The organism is Cellvibrio fibrivorans, from assembly GCF_031457055.1.
Classification (GTDB): Bacteria; Pseudomonadota; Gammaproteobacteria; order Pseudomonadales; family Cellvibrionaceae; genus Cellvibrio; species Cellvibrio fibrivorans.
Genome location: NZ_JAVDVX010000001.1, coordinates 911,274 through 927,633, shown reverse-complemented (window position 1 = coordinate 927,633; position 16,360 = coordinate 911,274). Strand labels below are relative to the sequence as shown.

Below are 16,360 nucleotides of genomic sequence, written 5' to 3'. Positions count from 1 at the left end.
GCGGGGCGTTTGGACCAGTGGGTGTGTTTATTCGGGTTGGCTCAGGATCAGGCGCCCGCGCAACAGCGTGCTGCCGGCTTGCTGTGCCACCAATTCATAGATGGCGCCCTGGCTGCTGCTGAGCAAACACTGCGCATGCAAATCCAGCGCGCCGGAATTGTCGGCGATGGCAGCCAATAACTCAACATCCTTGACTGCACCTATATAGGCTGGGCGAGCTTCGCCCAAACGTGACTGCAAAAGTCCGGCGTGCACTGCAGCCGCTTGCGCACCGTATTCGAGCAGTAACACAGTATCCAATTGCTTATCTTCAAAAAGCGGATTGGCGGCGCTGGCAAAGTGGTGGCTGCGGCAGTGGATCTGGCTCTCATCCCAATCGACTACCTCATCGAGCAGGCACATAGAGTCGCCATGGGGTATAAGCGCGGCGATTTGGGAGCGATCCATCAACACGGCTGCACCTGCAATTGCAGCGACTGCTGGTTGGCGCAGGCAAATACCAGTGATCCGGCTCTACCCTGGGCGACCAGTTCCAGTAATGGCAGGCTGCGCGCTGCGGGGTTGGCGAGGCGCAGGGCTTCCAGCGCTGGTTGCGCCTGTGTGCTGCTTGCCAATGTGTTGATGGCGCTGAGCTGCAGATGTGCAAGGCTGTGTTCACTGGCGCTGGGGGTAAGCAGCAGCGCCACGCCAAACTCAGCGGGGATCAGCCGCTTGCCACCGAGCGGATAAGGCGGTTGTATATCGTAAACCACCAGCAGGGTTGGCAATTGCTCCTGCTGGCACAGGCACATAGCCTCAAGTAAACCCACTGCGAAGCTGTCGTCATAGGCGGAGAGGCTGGTCGATGGCTGGCGGCTGCCAGTGGCGATACTCCAGTAACCGGCGGCAGAATTGTGTACCGAATTGTGGAATTGGGTAGGCGATACCAGCCGTTCGCCTTCACACAATGAGCGGCAAATCTGGTCGATGATCGGGTAGTCGCCACCGGAGGAGGCAAACACACTGGCACAGTCGGCCATAGGAACTGAGGTCGCCGACATTAACTCTTCACTGACACGAAATGCCATGCGCACCAACTCGGTCGCCCGGCGGCGTTCATTGGCAGGTAGCAATTCAGGTTTGTATTTTTCCAGTGGCGTGGGCTCATAAGCCGCTTGCCCTTGCAGCACAGCGGCGCTGGCTGGCCAGCCGGGGAGACCGGGGGCAGCCAGACCAATGGCATTGAGATAGCAGTCCAGCATTACAGGCTCCCTAAAATCAGGCTGCAGTTACTGCCGCCAAAACCAAATGAATTGCTCAGCACCCGCGTAACCGGTCGTGTGATCGGGTCTTTCAACAGGGCGATATTCATGCCTTCGTCCACTTCTTGCAAATGCAGGTTTTGGGGCAAATGCGCGTGGACTATAGCCTCCAGCCCGATACAGGCCTCAACGATTCCAGCCGCCCCGAGTGTATGGCCGGTCCAGCCTTTAGTGGAACTGGCAGGCGTGTAGTTGCCAAATAGCTGCTGCACAGCTTTGGCTTCAGCGCTGTCATTAGCCTGTGTGCCGGTCCCGTGCAGGTTGATGTAGTCTATCTCGCTGGTATCCAACCCGGCTTTGCGCAGCGCTGCACCCATCGCTAATTGGGCACCGGCACCGTCAGGATGGGGCGATGACATATGGTAGGCATCGCCACTTTCGCCATAGCCGAGAAGGCACAAACCGCTGTCGCCGTTTTTTTCCAGCAGTGCAAAACCACCGGCTTCCCCGATCGAAATTCCACTGCGCTGGCGATCAAAGGGTTGGCATTTTTTCGGCGAAACCAGTTGCAGCGCGTGGAAGCCGTAAAGAGTCGTCAGGCACAAGCTATCGACACCACCGACTATCGCGGCGTCACACAACCCGGCAGTGATAGCGCGCTGGGCTGAGGCAAATACTTTGGCACTGGATGAACAAGCGGTAGAAATCGCCATCATCGGCCCTTGGGTACCGAGCGCCTGCTGGATGAAAGTCGCGACTGAAGAGACATTGTGGGTTGCGCCGTACTTATACCAATCGGGCAGCGGATCCTGATTTTCAAAATACGCCAGTTCGGTTTGGTGGATGCCCGACGTGCTGGTGCCCATAAAGACCCCGACGCGGGCGGCGCCGTAACGGGCGATGGCAGCTTCTGCAGTGCTGAAAAAATCATCCTGCTGTAACGCAAGCCAGGCGAGGCGATTGTTGCGGCAGTCGAAATCCACCAAGCGGGCAGGCAGAACGCTATCCAGATTGGCCACTTCCCCGATCCAGGTATCCAAATCGCTGATCTGGAAAAAGTCGCAGGGTTTTAGGCCGGAGCGGCCAGCCTGAAGTGCATCCCAGTTGGCGCTGCGGCCTGCACCCAGACAGCTGGTGTAGGTGTAATTAGTGATGCGCAGTGGATTCATCTTGCCAAAAATCATAAAAATTGAACCAATTGTAGGGGTGCTTGCGCACCAGATCCTCGAGTCGCGCGACGTAGCGTGCCATGCCGGCACTAATGGCTTCCGCTCGATCCTGGCGGTTAGCGCCCAGTTGTTCACTGATCAATTCAAAATGGAGATCGTAACGGTTCGCTCCGGAATACACTCCAAAACAACTGATCACCGGTGCTTTGAGTAGCGCAGCAAGCTGCCATACTCCCGCAGGAAATACGGCCGGTGTACCAAGGAAATCCAGAGTTGTACTGCGCTCACCCTGGGCGCAACGGTCGGCCATGATACCGATCAAATGCCCCTGCTCGATAGCTTCACTGAGGATCAGCGCCAACGCTGGGGCCGGGGTTCGCGCGTCAATCACTCCTGCGGCAAGCTGTGGGTCGAGTTTTTCCAGCAGGCGCATCACATTGGCATTGTGCTGGATGTCCAACAAAATACGAATTGGCAAAGCATCGCTGCGACGCCCCATACCCATCACGCGCAAGGCATCAAAACTACCGAGGTGGGCGGTGAGCAAAAAGCAGCCGCGATTCTTGTATCGATCGAATAATTCGTTGCCATGGATGCGGACATCAAATTCCGTCTCGCGCCCGGCAAGAAAATAAATACGATCCATAGCGACTTGTGCAAAAGTCAGCAGATGGCGATAAATTTCCCACCATTTTGGCCGACGTTGACGGACGCGCTGCAAAAAATGGCGCGCTGCACGGCGGGGGCCACGCGCAACTAAAAAATAGTAAAACACGATCACACACAGCCAGACAAAAATCATCCGCCGTCCCAAATGCAGCGCTACCCAGGTAAGCAGGTTGAGCAAGAACGGGCTGCCGCGCTCCTGCTGTTTTTGCCAGTTTTTTGCGGCGGATGACTCAGTCATACACACACCCAAATTGGCCTTTAAGCACCAGCGTCTCCCCTTTATAAGCAATCGCGCCAATGGTCTGCGTGCCCGGGCCAGGAGTGATACAAATGCGCAAATCATCACCCGGCTGTACTGGCGCGAGAAACTTTACCTGCTTCAGATAGTTGACGCGCTTGTACCCCGCTTCGGCCAGCAGCGCCATAATCCACTTAAGCAACAGCGCACCAGGCACCAGCGGTGCGCCGGGAAAATGATCGGCAAAACAGCGGTGCTCATGGGGTATGGGTAAATGCAACTCGCGTGCGGTGTTAGCGCCGGTCATATAGTTGATTCCACAGTTGGTGGAGCGCTGCGACGGTGAGCTTGCCGGTTTCATTACGCGGCAGGGTGGCGACTTTACGCAGCGGGCGCGGCAAAAAAGTCGCGTCTACACGCAGCGCCAGTGCCGCTAGGATAGTTTTTTCCGGCAGATCGCTGACAACCAACGCGACCGGGCGAGCTTCAGCTTGGGATGATTGCGGCGGCAGAAAAATCACCCCATCTCGCACCCCTTCTATACGCAATAACTGCAAGGTTAGATTAGCGAGCGAGGCGCGCTTGCCCGCTACATTGATCATATCGGCGTTGCGCCCGCACAGCAGGAAGCGTCCATCGGCGTGTAACTCCAGATGGTCTTGAATGGGTGCATCAACATGCAGGTGCGGTGCCGTTGCACAGGCACCGGTGTCGGTCTGGGACAGTTGGAAACCATCCAGTAATTGCCACTCGATAGTTTGGGTCGAGCGGCGCGTCGCCATGCTACCGGCTTCGGTGCAGCCATAGATTTCCCAGAGCGATGTATGAAAGCACTGTTCTGCTGCCAAGGCGAGCGCTGGATCAAGGGGGGCAGTCGCTGAAATGATGCCCGCCAAGGGGGGCATGGGTAGATCGGAGTTAACCAATGCGCGCAAATGGATTGGAGTAGTCACCAGTATCACCGGGGCACGCAGTTGTTGTAACAGGACCTGCACATCGGCGGGGTAAAAGGGTTTGTCGCTGTGCATCACCATGCCCGCCTGCAGTACCATCAGCAAGGTGGTTTCCAAACCGTACATGTGTTGCGGAGGCACAGTGCCGACAATAGTTGGCGCAGTCAAACCAACACCAAGCCTCCGCCCCAACATACGCGCTGTGGCCGCAAATGTTCCCCAGCATTTGGTATTGGCTTGAGGTTTGCCCGTGCTGCCGGAGGTAAAGGCAATGGCAGCGATTTGTTGCGCTGGGATCATTGGCAGAACTGGATTGTCTGCAACTGGCGTGGGGACAATAAGCAGCCTAGCGAGATTGATACTAGGTAAATCGCAGGCCTGGTCGTTGTCGAACAGGCAATAGCAGCCAGGATAATCCTGCGCCAATTCGGTCAGTGTGAGCGGTTGGCGATTGGGCGGCAGCAAGTTGATCGCCCCCTTCACCAAGAGTGCACAAAAGCCCAATAAAAAGTAGTAGCGATCCTCGCAGAGATTGAGGGCAAAACCCCTGTTCGACAATGAGTCGGGCAAGTGCGCAGAGACTATTTGCAAATCGCGCAGAAATTCCGCCTGGCTAATCGCCCGCCCTTGGTGGATCACCAGCGTCTGTTGCGGTACATAGGGTGAAATCAGGGCGACTTGCGCATTGAGCGCCAGCGCGGGAAGATCAGGATAATCGGGAAAAGCGGAGCCGGAAACTAACATGACACAGCACCTTAAGAGCGGATATTGGCGTGGGCAATAATGCGCAAGTATTCAAAAAACCCCGGGTGATTGTGGCTGGGGAATAGTTTTTTGCGCAGCATAAATTCACCCACAAAAAGCACTCCGACCACCCCATAGTTAATAATATTGGTAAACCAGGACCATAATTCGGGTTGCTCTAACCAAGGTAAAATTGCCGACCAGACAATCATCGCCACAAACACAACACACCAGAGTTGGGTGAGTCCGCGGGTATAGCTTCGCATTGCATTCGATAATGGCCCGCGCGCCGCTTCGCCAATCGCGGTGATCAGTGGCTCGCGTCCGCTGATCAGGGTACGACCAAAAATAAACAGCAGCAGTAACGGGATAACTACCGGAGGCAGAAACAATAAGTAGAGGGTGAGATCCAGATATTCGAGCAGCGCAATACCGGTGCACAGCATACTAAAAACCAGCCAAACCCGCTTGTTGCGGTTAACCAACCCCTGCCAGCAGACTCCGGCTAAAAATAACATAGGGGCAATAAACAATAATTGCGGCACTGTAAACACCAGTGCGACATGCACCAACAAGGGGTAGGCCGCAATCAGGGCGATTGCGATAACGCGGTTAAGCACGTTGCACGTTTATATAGCTGCTCAGTGAACGCAGGCTATGAAAAATCGCTTTGTTGTTTTCATCATCGGCTTTAAGTTGCACTTTGTAGTGCTTGGCAATCGCCAGCGAAATTTCCAGTGCATCAATTGAGTCCAGCCCCAAGCTCTCGCTGTGGCTGGCATCAAACAGTGGTGCTTCGGGGTTGATATCCGCTGGCTCCAGATCTTCCAGATCCAATGCCTCAATCAGCAGGGCAGCCAATTCTTGTTCTTCCAGGGTTTGTAAACTCATTACCGTATTACCTTATCCATGCTGCCGATTAAACGCGGGCGGGTTTGATGCCGGTGTACTCGCTGAAAATGCTTAATACCACGGCGCGCTTGCTCTGCTCCAGACCTGTTGCTTTTAAGGCCTCTACAATGGTGGCAGGCGGCACACACTGCTCAATTGTGTCCCAGTAATAGCGCATCAGCACTTTGCTGTCGGCACTGCGACGGAAAATTTTGGCCAGGTTGGGAATAATAATTTTGAGATAGAACTTCAAAAAGGCAGTGGCAATTTTGCCTTCAGGGCGGGTAATTTCCAGCAGCAAAATTTTGCCGCCCGGTTTGAGTACACGTTGGTACTCGGCGAATGCAGCGCCCAGATCGGCCACATGGCGCAGGGCGAAACCCATGGTGAGATAGTCAAAGGTATCATCGGGGAACGGCAGTGCCTCCCCCAGCCCCATTGAAGTGTGTTCAACCCCCAGTTTTACCGCCTGGCTCAGCATACCTTTGCTTGGATCAAGTGCGACTACCAAACCCTCTTCGCCCACGATTTGCTGCGCAAGCCAGGAAACTACACCGGTACCTGCGCCTACATCCAACACTTTGTCGCCCGCTTTAATACCGGCGCGCAACAGTGCCTGGCGGCGATACATACGGCCCGAGCCAAAGCTCATAACGTCAGTGATCCAGTCGTAATGCTCCGCCGATGAGTCAAACATCTCATCAACGCGCGTGCGCCGGTCTTCGGCTTTGCCATAATAATCCGGCAATACCGGGTGTGGAGCTAAACGAGTCTGTTCATCTTTGGTCATGATTATGGAGTCCCTAAAAAATAAGCGCGTACTTTACGGGAGCCTTGGCAGTGGTGCAAGGCGGCGTTACTTTTGGTAAACCGGTGGAAATTTGCGCCAGACAATATGGAAAGCACGTGGATTGAAGCGAAGTTTTCCTCCTATAATCCGCGCCTGTTGAAATGGGTTGGGCGCATGGCCGATGAGCGGCGCTGTTGGAATGAGAGCAACGAGTAAATGGACATGGTGGTAACTCCGGTGGGATTGAATTGTCGGTACTACGACGCCCTTGATCAGCTAGCCGATTCCGGCACGCCCTTGGCGCGTTTCAAGCTGGATCCCCGCTGTGACAATAATGTGGATCGCGATAGCTTGAGTACCGGACTTTTGCCGCTGGAAGGCAATATCGTGGGCGAAATATTCGCCGGCTCCGATGAGACCTGCGTTGCCCGTGGTTATGGCGCGCACAGTTACTGGGCCGAAACCGATCAATATCTATTGTTAGCACTCTGGGCTGATGAGTCCAATGAAGCAGGCCTTGCGGCTGCAACCGAGCGCCTCTACCGCGAATTACTCGGGCAGACGCGCGCGCGCGGCTATCCCCATCTGGTGCGCGTGTGGAATTATTTTGCCGATATCAACGGGGAAGAGCAGGGCTTGGAGCGGTACCGCCAATTTTGTCTGGGACGCTTTGATGCCTTTAGTGCCGCTGACATTGCTGAAAACCAATTTCCCTCAGCCTGTGCGCTAGGCCATCGAGGTGGCGATTTACTCATCTATGCCCTCGCCAGTAAAACCCCGCCGCACCATTTTGAGAATCCTCGCCAGGCCAGCGCCTATCATTACCCTGCCGAATACGGCCCGCGCAGTCCCTCGTTTGCGCGCGCCAGTCTGCTGTCCTTACCCGGGCAAGCGCCTAAACTGTTCGTCTCCGGTACGGCTAGCGTAGTTGGGTACGTGACTATGCATCCCTATCAATTAAGTGAACAGATTACCGTTACCCTGCAGAACCTCGACTTGTTGTTGGCGCATGTTGCCCGGCAGTACGCAAGTGATGCCCGCGAATTACCCTCATTACAGGCCGAAGTGCTGAAGGTCTATGTGCGCAACGCAACCGACCTGGGCGAAATCAAAGCGCGGGTCGAGCAAGCTTATCCCAAGGTACCGGTGGTCTATGTGGCAGCAGATATTTGCCGCGCTGATTTATTGTTGGAGATAGACGGGATATGGAATCTCTCAGTGTGAGCGCACCTATCGGCTGGTGGCGCAAGCTGCGCTTATCGCGCGCGTGGCGGGTACCTGCCACTGGAATAGGTTTCGCGCTTTTTGGACTGGGTGGTGCGGTCTTATCGCTCAGCGTTTTCCCTATTTTGTATTTTCTTCCAGTCAAACAGGCACAGCGGGCTGTCTATACCCGTCGCGTGATAGCGACGGTGTTCCGCAATTATGTACGGGTGCTGCGCTGGCTGGGCCTGCTCAGCTATGAGTTTCATCGGATTGAGCAATTGCATCGACCGGGGCAATTAATTATTGCCAATCACCCCTCGCTGCTGGATGTGGTGTTTTTGATGGGGCTCACCCATGCCAGCTGCGTGGTAAAAGCCAGCCTATGGCGCAACCCCTTTACCGCCATGGCGGTGCGCGCAGCCAACTATGTAAGCAATAGTGACCCTGATCTGCTCAACCGCTGTGTTGATACCTTTAAAGCTGGTCATTCATTGATAATATTTCCGGAAGGGACGCGCACCAAACCCGGCCAACCCATGGTATTCCATCGAGGCCCATCGAATTTGGCGCTCAGCGCAGGTATGGCGATTACGCCGGTGATGATCCGCTGCGAACCGGCGACCCTGTTGAAAAACCAGCAGTGGTATGAAATCAGCGCCCAGCCACCGCATTACACTATCCGTGTGTTGCCTGATGTGGCCACTGCAGCCTATATGGCAGATGGGCAAATGCAGAGCATGGCCGCACGCCAGTTAACGCGCGATTTGGTCGAGCTTTTTACGCAGCAGTTGCAGCAGCGCTGAGCATTTTTTTGTCTAGCTGCAGCAGTAAGCTGCGGATTGAAAAGAAAAAAATAAACGGCAGCCACTCACCCAACAATTTGTTATCCATAAAGTTGGCTGCCGCCGCAGTTGCCAGCAAACCAGCGACCAGCAGCAGGAGTGACCCGCCAATAACAGAAAAGTAACCCGGCGTTTTAACACCTAAAAAACCGTAGGGGCTTATTAAACTGGCGATGAGTCCCGCTAGTAAAATCCAGCCCAGCATCGCCACAGCACCCAGATCGCCATAGGTTTGGTTGAGCCAGTCCCAGCCAGTTATCAAGCCCACTAAGCCACTGCAAAAATACAGGGTGATACCGACAAACAAACGGTTGAGGATTAGCCCGCGCCGATATACATATACCATTGCTCCCACACCGGCAGTGCTGGCAAGTAGGTAGGGCAGTATCCAATCCGCGCGCGCATCCAGATCGGCAAGATGGATATAGAGCAAAAATATCGTTAGTGACAAAGACTCTATGCTGTGATCGAGAATGCTTTTTATAACGTTTTTCATAGCGAGTTTATGGATATTGTCTGGTTGAAAGCAGTGGATGTGCATCGGTAGTCAGAATAATCGCTTATAGATTATCATGCCGCCTTCCGGAGCCTAGCCCCTCATCTCACACCGATTGTTTATTCGAGCTGCGCCTGCATTTATGTCCTCCACTAATCCCGCCTCAGGTTTACCGGCTACATCAACAACCAAAAATAATGCTATCTGGGTGCGCGAAACACGTTTCGGTCGCTGGTTTTTGAGCACCCAAACCTGGTATCGCTATGTGTTGTCGCAGGCAGTTATCGACTTTAAAACCCTGTTGGGCGAACGAGTGCCAACGCAAGGGCACATCCTCGATGCAGGGTGTGGCCAAGGGCTGGCATTCGGGTTGCTGGAACAGCATTTTCAACCGGCGACAATTACCGGTATCGATATAGATGCAGAGCAGGTGAAAAAAGCGGTCAGTGCGGCGAGCCAGTTGACGACCCCCGCTTTAGCAGTGCACACCAATGCCAGCGCATCCAACCTGACCGCCGGATCATTTGATCTGATCCTATGCCACCAACTGCTGCACCACACCAGCCAACAGCAGGAAACCTTGCAAGAGTTTTATCGCCTGCTGCGGCCGGGCGGTATTTTGCTGGTGGGGGAATCCTGCCGCTCGTTTATCAATTCTGCACCGGTGCGCTTGTTGTTCCGCCATCCGGAAATGGCCCAAAAGGATGCCCGGGGCTATATCGATCTGGTGCGCACTAACGGGTTTGTCTTTAGCGAGACCGATATTCAAACCTCGCGCCCTTGGTGGTCGCGACGCTGTTTGGGGATGGCGCAAAAACTGGGTATCGGCCTGAATAACACCGAACCCACCGAAATCCTGATAGTGGCAACCAAACCCCACTAGCATTTTCGCGCGCGATATTCTGTGGGATGGTTGGGCATTCGAAAGGCTTCTGGTAGACTGCTGGCCTTGTTTTGGAGGGGAACAAAACAAACGCTTTGTCCAGCAGAGTACTCGTCTGGTCAGGGTTCAGCAGAATAAACACCGATGGAAGTAGCTATGTACACCAAAGAAAAAATATACGGTTTCCTGCAGGAGACCCTGGTTTCATTATTTGAGATAGCGCCCGATGCTATTACCCCCGATGCCAATCTCTATGAAGATCTGGATATCGATAGCATTGATGCAGTAGACCTCACCGTAAAACTGAAAGAATTCACTGGTCGTCGAATCCAGCCAAGCGATTTTAAACAAGTTCGCACTGTGCAGGATGTAGTTGATGCTGTTTACGACTTGCTCAATCGTCCCGAAGAAACTGAAGTCCTCGCCGAAGCGAGCCAGAGCTAACCGTGGTCGCCAATACACCTGCGGAGGTGGCGCGGCGGCCGGTGTTGATCGATGTCAAAGTGGCCCAGGGGCATGTCGATGCACAGCTTCTGGTGGCCCCCGACCTGGCAGGTTTTGCCGGTCACTTCCCCCACTTCCCCATACTGCCCGGTGTTGTCCAGCTCGACTGGGCGGTGCACTATGCGCAAGAATTTTTGCTGCTCGACGAACCGGTAGTGCGCGTTGAGCGGTTAAAGTTTACCTGCCCTATCAGCCCAAATACGTCGCTCCAGTTGAGCCTCATCTATGATGCAGGTAGAGACTCGGTCGATTTTCGCTTTTACCGGCAATTGGATGGCGCACGCGAACTACTTTTCTCCCAGGGGCGGCTTATTTATTCCATGGAGCCTGCGCGCGAATGAACCCTATCCCCGGCGAATTCGATTTCAAACCTTGCGTGATAATCCCGGTCTTTAATCATCCTCACAAAATTACCGGTCTGGTTAAGCGTCTGCGCGACTATAGCTTGCCCGTTATTCTGGTTGATGATGGCAGTGAGGCGAGTTGCGCGCAGTTATTGGACAAGATAGCGACAGAACAAACGCAGGTGACCTTGCTGCGCCTTGCACAAAATGCGGGCAAAGGCACCGCTGTGTGCCAAGGGCTGGAGTTGGCCAGCCGCGAGGGCTTTACCCATGCGCTGCAAGTTGATGCCGATGGCCAGCACGACTTGGATGATGTACCTCAATTTCTTGCGCGCGCACAACAAAATCCCGGCGCCGTCATTAGCGGATGGCGCAGTTACGAGGCTATGCCTCCATCGCGTCGCAGCGGGCGCAAGCTCACCGATTTCTGGGTCTGTGTAAATACCTGTTCGCGCAGCATTAAAGATTCCATGTGTGGCTATCGCTTTTATCCGCTTGCACCTACCATGCGTTTGCTAGCGCGCAAAAAAATTGGCGCGCGTATGGATTTTGATACCGATATTCTGGTGCGTTTGTATTGGCAGGGACTAGCAGTGGAAAATATTCCCACAAAAATTTTATACCAGGACGATATGCCCTCGCATTTCGATATCATAAAAGACAACGTCCGTATCAGCTGGATGCACACACGCTTGTTTTTCGGTATGTTGCCGCGCATTCCTGCATTAGTGCAGCGTAATTTTTTAAAGCGCCGCCCCTCCTAATCAATTGGATCTTCCTGTTATGCACACAACCACTACCGATATTCTGGTGCCGTTTCACGATGTGGACTCCATGCATGTCGCCTGGCATGGCCACTATGTGAAATATTTGGAAGTGGCGCGCTGTGAATTTCTGGAATCATTTAGTTATGGTTACCAAGCGATGCAAGCATCCGGTTATTCCTGGCCGATTATTGATATGCGCATTAAATACATTAAACCACTGCATTTTGGTCAGCGCGTGCGTGTGCAATGCACGTTGCGCGAATGGGAATATCGTTTAAAGATCGATTATCTAATTAGCGATCTGGCAACCGGTGAACGTTTGACCAAGGGCTATACCATCCAGGCGGCGATCGATATGGCCAAGAACGAAATGTGTTTTGAATCGCCAGCTATTTTGCTGCAACTACTAACAAAAAAATGTGGCCCCCTGCCAGGTTAATGTTATGAAAAAATCGGTTGTGCTAATTCGCTTAATGCTGTTGCTCTGCAGCCTGTTGTTGTGCAGTATTGCGCGCGCCGATACGCAAGCTCAAATTGATCAAGTAGTAGAGCGCCTGAGTGAAATTGCAGTGGTGCAAGGTGTTTTTAACCAGCAAAAAAAATTGCAGGGATTGGCTTATTCGCTCAACGCCCAAGGCACGTTTATTTTCTGGCGCGCCCACGGGTTGTACATTGCCACTGAAAAACCATTTTTCAACGCGATGACAATTACCGGCAGCGATATCATTACCTGGCAGCAAAATGGCATTGGCAGTGTTGCCGCGGAGCAGTCCGGGCTAATCCAGCGGGAAATTAATAAGACGTTATTGGCATTTTTTAGTGCTGATATCGCATTAATCCAACAGCGTTTTATTGCCGATTGGGTTTTTGAACAGGACAAGTGGCAACTTACCCTGACACCACGACTCGAATTGATAAAAAAAAATATGCGCACTGCGGTGATGAATGGCGACCAGTTTTTGCAAAAGTTGGTAGTGATAGCAGCCAACGGCGACGAGACAACAATTGAATTTAATGCGCAAGTTGAAGGCGCGCTACCGACATCAGCCCAATGTCGCTGGTTTTATGTGCAAGCACAAGAAGCTTGTACAACTATTTCTGCAGCTCCTTAATTTCCATACCACACTCATTTTTTCTAACCGGCGTGCGCGGTAATTCATGATAACAACAATAAAAATTTCACTGGCACGCTGGCAGCAATTATTCAAATGGACATTTATGTTGGTGTCCATGGTGACGCTGCTGCTGTCTTATCCTTTGCTTAAAAATGGTTTTGTATTGGAAACTGATTTACAAAACCTGTTTCCGCAAGACGACCACAACCAACTGGTCAATAACGTCAATGACCGTTTGTATCGCGAATTCGGTAATAAAATTTTGGTTGCAGTACAGTCAACTGAAATAGAGCAAGTCAATTTGGCAGCTGAATTGGTGGCTGCTGCTATCACCGCTAACCCGCTGCTACAAGTGAGTGAGGCCAGTGAGCAGCTCAAGCTTGCAGCACAGCAGAATGAATTATTGCAACAGCATCGCTACCATTTACTAACGCCTGCGCAACAGCGCATGATAAGCAGCCAGCAACAGGACGTATTGGGGCAGGCACAGGCCGCGCTCTTTGGTTTTAGTGCTGGCGGCAGTGCTTTGTCGCCGTTGCAAGATCCACTTAGCCTTTCTCCCGCTTACATCCAGCAATTACAACCAGCGATAAAGGGCGAATTAATTAATGATCGTTTGGTTGTGTCCAATAGCGACGGGCATTTAATTTTATTTGCGCTCAATTTGCAGGGTGAATCGTTTAATTTGCAGCTGCAGGCGCAGATGAATACCTGGCTGCAAAACCTACGCGACCAGTTGGCTGCCAATCCCAAAACACCCGCAACTCGTGTGCTGGTTTCCGGCGCCGTATTTCATGCCGCAGAAGCCTCGGCGAATGCGCAGCGTGAAATGACCATGATTGGCGGTGGTTCAAGCCTTGGGGTGCTCCTGTTATTTATGCTTGCGTTCCGTCGCATCAAACCCTTGTTGTTGAGTTTGATTTCGGTGGGCTATGGCTGCTTGGTAGCGTTGGTCGTCAATCATTTTTTATTTGGCAAAATCCATTTAATGACGCTGGTATTCGGTGCGAGCCTGATTGGTGTGGCGGTCGATTACTCGTTGCATTATTTATGTAAATATCAGGATCTATCGCGCACGATTCCCGATGCGCAAAATCGCGGTGACCGCGTGTTAGAAAAATTATTACCGGCCTTGAGTTTAAGTTTAATTGCCTCGGCACTTGGTTACAGCAGCTTGTTGCCCACCCCCTTGCCTGGCCTGCAACAAATTGCGCTGTTTTCGGTAATGGGCTTGTGCGGCTCCTGGTTATTTTTAGTGGTGACTTATCCGCGTCTGGTGCGCCAGCCACTACCTGAACCTGCAGCAATTATTGACCGCTGTGCGACAGCGGGTTGGATATTTTGGGAAGCGATGCGTGGCTTGCCACAGCGCGTTATCTTTGCTGGCGTGGCGCTACTAATTATTATTGGTGCTGCCACGGCCAGCCTGAGTAGCGATGTGCGCACACTCTATAAACCTTCGGCACAATTAATGGCATCCGAGCAGCAATTGCATAACGCCTTACAGGGTGTTGCACCGAACCAATATTTTTTACTGCGCGCTAAAAGCGCTGAAGAACTTTTGCAGACGGAAGAGCGCTTTCGTAGTGAGCATCTCGAAGCGCTAGTTGCGGAGGGTGCGCTAAACGGTTATATCGCCACCAGTGCAATAGTGCCTTCGATGCAGCAGCAAAATGCCAACTATGAATTGCTACACCAACAGGTCTACCGTGCCAATGGTTTGGTCAGCCAGTTTATGCAGTCGGCTGGTTTTGATGCACAGGCAATCGCGCAGGCGGAACATGAATTTGCTGCGGCTGCGCAACAGTATTTGCACGTTGATGATTGGTTAAAAATAGCGCGTCCCGATCAAGGCTTATTGTGGATGGGGGAGTCGCATGGCGACTATGTGAGTATTATTGGGTTGCGCGGTGTGGCCGATGTGAAGGCATTATCGGCCGCAGCGAATGATAGCTCGGTGATGTGGATTGATCGGGTTGCAAGTATGTCGCAACTGTTGCGCACATTAATGCATTCAGCGGCCGTATTATTGCTGCTGGCCTATCTGGCGATATTGCCCTTATTGTGGATTTATTTTCGCCGCAGGCAGGCGCTGCTTTTAATTTTTGTGCCGCTGATGGCAACCATTACCACCTTGAGTTTATTGTCCGTCAGTGGTGTGGAGATTAATTTATTTCATTTGTTTGGATGCTATTTAATTCTCGGTCTGGGAATGGACTACGGTATTTTTTCCTACACCCAAGGCACCAAAGACCGGGTGACCCAGCGCGCGATTTGGTTATCGGCCGTATCGAGTAGTTTATCTTTCGGTTTGCTCGCGCTCAGCTCGACTCCTATGGTCAGTGCTTTTGGAATCACTTTATTTCTGGGCTGCTGCTTCAATTTATTGTATGCACCTCTGGCAGGGCAGTTGAATAATTCCAGTGCATTGGCGGGGGCTGCGCAATGAGTGGTAACAATAAGCTATTTATCGTTAAGTATTTGTTGTTAGTTTTACTGTTAGCGTTGGGTGCATGCAGTACATTAAAACGCAGCGATTTCACTTTATTAAACGCTAGCAGTGACCAGCAAGTTCACGTAGCGCAACAGCAGTGGCAAATACAACAGGGTGAAAAAAAATATTCACTGGAGGTGATTGTCGAGCGCAGTGCAAATCACTGGCGCTGGATCATGTTGAATCAACTCGGGCAGCGAGTTGTGACAGCGGAATCCCTTGCTGGGCAAATACAGATCGAGCTGCTTCAATCCCATTCGGCAAATCAATTGCTACCAGCGTTATTACAGGCGTGGCAATTCAGTTATTGGCCGCTGGCGGATTTGCAAACTGCCGATCCGCGTTGGTTGTTTGCCGAGCGCGATGGACGTCGTGAGGCAAGCTTTTCTGGTATATTGCGCGCCTCCATTGAGTACCACCAGATAACTGATCGGGTTAGTCCCTGGCAGGGCAGCCTGAGCTATAACACGCCTGAGTTCAGCTTGCTCATCCATAGCCAGCCGTTGAATTGATACATGCCTACACCTATGAGCAAAGCACCGCTGTTTGAATCGGTACAGGATCTACTCCTTCACCGGCCGCCCATGTTACTGCTGAAATCGGTGGTGGACTGGAGCGAGGGCGAGTTGGAGGCATTAGTCGATCTGCGCGATTCCCATCTGTTTATGGATGCCGACGGCAAGATCCCCTCTTGGGTAGGTATTGAATATATGGCGCAGGCTATAGGTGCACTGGCGGGTATTGAATCGCGGCGCGCAGGTAATCCAGTGTGTTTGGGGTTTTTGCTCGGCACCCGTCGCTACCACGCTGAGCTTAGCCATTTCGATCCGGCGCAGGAGCTGCGGGTAAAAGTGCGCGAATTGCTGCGCGATGAAACCAATCTGGTACTGTTCAAATGTGAGTTATACGGCGGGGAGCAACTGCTCGCCCATGCCGAAATAAAAGCAATCCAACCCAGGGATGTCGAGGCGGTCATGGCGCAATTTACGCAAATGAATGCGGTGTAGGAGTTAA

At 52.6% G+C, this 16,360-nt stretch carries 21 protein-coding genes; 11 read left to right on the top strand and 10 right to left on the bottom strand.

Annotated elements, in window-relative coordinates:
- Positions 1 to 27: 27 nt before the first annotated feature.
- The 9 genes from J2X05_RS03960 to J2X05_RS03920 are packed head-to-tail and all read right to left on the bottom strand — an operon-like array spanning position 28 to position 6,695.
- Positions 28 to 447 carry a hotdog family protein gene (locus J2X05_RS03960; RefSeq protein WP_310068916.1) on the bottom strand — a complete coding sequence of 140 codons (420 nt, stop codon included), beginning with the start codon at positions 445 to 447 and terminating at the stop codon, positions 28 to 30.
- Entirely contained in the window at positions 447 to 1,241 is a 795-nt protein-coding gene (locus J2X05_RS03955; RefSeq protein WP_310068914.1) for a beta-ketoacyl synthase chain length factor, read from the bottom strand. The genes J2X05_RS03960 and J2X05_RS03955 overlap by 1 nt, the downstream gene beginning before the upstream one ends.
- Positions 1,241 to 2,425, bottom strand: coding sequence for a beta-ketoacyl-[acyl-carrier-protein] synthase family protein (locus tag J2X05_RS03950; RefSeq protein WP_310068911.1), 1,185 nt, complete (start codon positions 2,423 to 2,425; stop codon positions 1,241 to 1,243). Before J2X05_RS03950 ends, J2X05_RS03955 begins: the two co-directional genes overlap by 1 nt.
- A complete protein-coding gene (locus J2X05_RS03945; RefSeq protein ID WP_310068908.1) occupies positions 2,388 to 3,317 on the bottom strand; it encodes a lysophospholipid acyltransferase family protein in 930 nt (309 codons plus the stop codon). The genes J2X05_RS03950 and J2X05_RS03945 overlap by 38 nt, the downstream gene beginning before the upstream one ends.
- The gene (locus tag J2X05_RS03940) at positions 3,310 to 3,624 is read right to left on the bottom strand and encodes an ApeI family dehydratase (RefSeq protein ID WP_310068906.1); all 315 of its coding nucleotides are present in this window, start codon (positions 3,622 to 3,624) and stop codon (positions 3,310 to 3,312) included. The genes J2X05_RS03945 and J2X05_RS03940 overlap by 8 nt, the downstream gene beginning before the upstream one ends.
- Positions 3,611 to 5,014, bottom strand: coding sequence for an AMP-binding protein (locus J2X05_RS03935; protein ID WP_310068903.1), 1,404 nt, complete (start codon positions 5,012 to 5,014; stop codon positions 3,611 to 3,613). Before J2X05_RS03935 ends, J2X05_RS03940 begins: the two co-directional genes overlap by 14 nt.
- Positions 5,015 to 5,025: 11 nt before the next feature.
- Positions 5,026 to 5,634 carry a COG4648 family protein gene (locus J2X05_RS03930; protein ID WP_310068900.1) on the bottom strand — a complete coding sequence of 203 codons (609 nt, stop codon included), beginning with the start codon at positions 5,632 to 5,634 and terminating at the stop codon, positions 5,026 to 5,028.
- Positions 5,627 to 5,905, bottom strand: a complete 279-nt coding sequence (locus J2X05_RS03925) for a phosphopantetheine-binding protein (protein ID WP_310068899.1) — start codon at positions 5,903 to 5,905, stop codon at positions 5,627 to 5,629. Before J2X05_RS03925 ends, J2X05_RS03930 begins: the two co-directional genes overlap by 8 nt.
- A 28-nt stretch (positions 5,906 to 5,933) precedes the next feature.
- Positions 5,934 to 6,695, bottom strand: coding sequence for a class I SAM-dependent methyltransferase (locus J2X05_RS03920; RefSeq protein ID WP_310068898.1), 762 nt, complete (start codon positions 6,693 to 6,695; stop codon positions 5,934 to 5,936).
- 216 nt (positions 6,696 to 6,911) lie between these two features.
- On the opposite strand from J2X05_RS03920, the gene J2X05_RS03915 reads away from it, so the two are divergent.
- Together J2X05_RS03915 and J2X05_RS03910 are read left to right on the top strand one after the other, a co-directional pair.
- Positions 6,912 to 7,919, top strand: a complete 1,008-nt coding sequence (locus J2X05_RS03915) for a chorismate transformation FkbO/Hyg5 family protein (protein WP_310068896.1) — start codon at positions 6,912 to 6,914, stop codon at positions 7,917 to 7,919.
- Positions 7,901 to 8,704, top strand: a complete 804-nt coding sequence (locus tag J2X05_RS03910; protein WP_310068892.1) for a lysophospholipid acyltransferase family protein — start codon at positions 7,901 to 7,903, stop codon at positions 8,702 to 8,704. Before J2X05_RS03915 ends, J2X05_RS03910 begins: the two co-directional genes overlap by 19 nt.
- Here the strand turns inward: J2X05_RS03910 and J2X05_RS03905 are convergent.
- A complete protein-coding gene (locus J2X05_RS03905; RefSeq protein WP_310068888.1) occupies positions 8,679 to 9,239 on the bottom strand; it encodes a hypothetical protein in 561 nt (186 codons plus the stop codon). The genes J2X05_RS03910 and J2X05_RS03905 overlap by 26 nt on opposite strands.
- A gap of 142 nt (positions 9,240 to 9,381) precedes the next feature.
- Between J2X05_RS03905 and J2X05_RS03900 the strand changes: the two genes are divergently transcribed.
- From J2X05_RS03900 to J2X05_RS03860, 9 genes are all read left to right on the top strand, one after another.
- Positions 9,382 to 10,122, top strand: coding sequence for a methyltransferase domain-containing protein (locus J2X05_RS03900; RefSeq protein ID WP_310068887.1), 741 nt, complete (start codon positions 9,382 to 9,384; stop codon positions 10,120 to 10,122).
- Positions 10,123 to 10,278: 156 nt separating this feature from the next.
- On the top strand, positions 10,279 to 10,566 hold the full coding sequence (locus J2X05_RS03895; RefSeq protein WP_310068885.1) for an acyl carrier protein: 288 nt from the start codon (positions 10,279 to 10,281) through the stop codon (positions 10,564 to 10,566).
- 41 nt (positions 10,567 to 10,607) lie between these two features.
- Entirely contained in the window at positions 10,608 to 10,967 is a 360-nt protein-coding gene (locus J2X05_RS03890; protein WP_310068884.1) for an ApeI family dehydratase, read from the top strand.
- Complete coding sequence (locus J2X05_RS03885) at positions 10,964 to 11,734, top strand: glycosyltransferase family 2 protein (protein ID WP_310068882.1); 771 nt, start codon at positions 10,964 to 10,966, stop codon at positions 11,732 to 11,734. Before J2X05_RS03890 ends, J2X05_RS03885 begins: the two co-directional genes overlap by 4 nt.
- 19 nt (positions 11,735 to 11,753) lie before the next feature.
- The gene (locus tag J2X05_RS03880; protein ID WP_310068879.1) at positions 11,754 to 12,176 is read left to right on the top strand and encodes an acyl-CoA thioesterase; all 423 of its coding nucleotides are present in this window, start codon (positions 11,754 to 11,756) and stop codon (positions 12,174 to 12,176) included.
- 4 nt (positions 12,177 to 12,180) lie between these two features.
- Positions 12,181 to 12,849: an outer membrane lipoprotein carrier protein LolA gene (locus J2X05_RS03875; RefSeq protein ID WP_310068875.1), complete on the top strand. Its 669-nt coding sequence runs from the start codon at positions 12,181 to 12,183 to the stop codon at positions 12,847 to 12,849.
- Between the two features lie 46 nt (positions 12,850 to 12,895).
- Positions 12,896 to 15,301, top strand: coding sequence for an MMPL family transporter (locus J2X05_RS03870; RefSeq protein ID WP_310068873.1), 2,406 nt, complete (start codon positions 12,896 to 12,898; stop codon positions 15,299 to 15,301).
- A complete protein-coding gene (locus tag J2X05_RS03865) occupies positions 15,298 to 15,858 on the top strand; it encodes a DUF3261 domain-containing protein (protein WP_310068871.1) in 561 nt (186 codons plus the stop codon). Before J2X05_RS03870 ends, J2X05_RS03865 begins: the two co-directional genes overlap by 4 nt.
- A gap of 3 nt (positions 15,859 to 15,861) precedes the next feature.
- Positions 15,862 to 16,353 (top strand): hotdog family protein, encoded by a 492-nt coding sequence (locus J2X05_RS03860; protein ID WP_374725245.1) that lies wholly within the window; start codon positions 15,862 to 15,864, stop codon positions 16,351 to 16,353.
- The last annotated feature ends 7 nt before the right edge of the window (positions 16,354 to 16,360 follow it).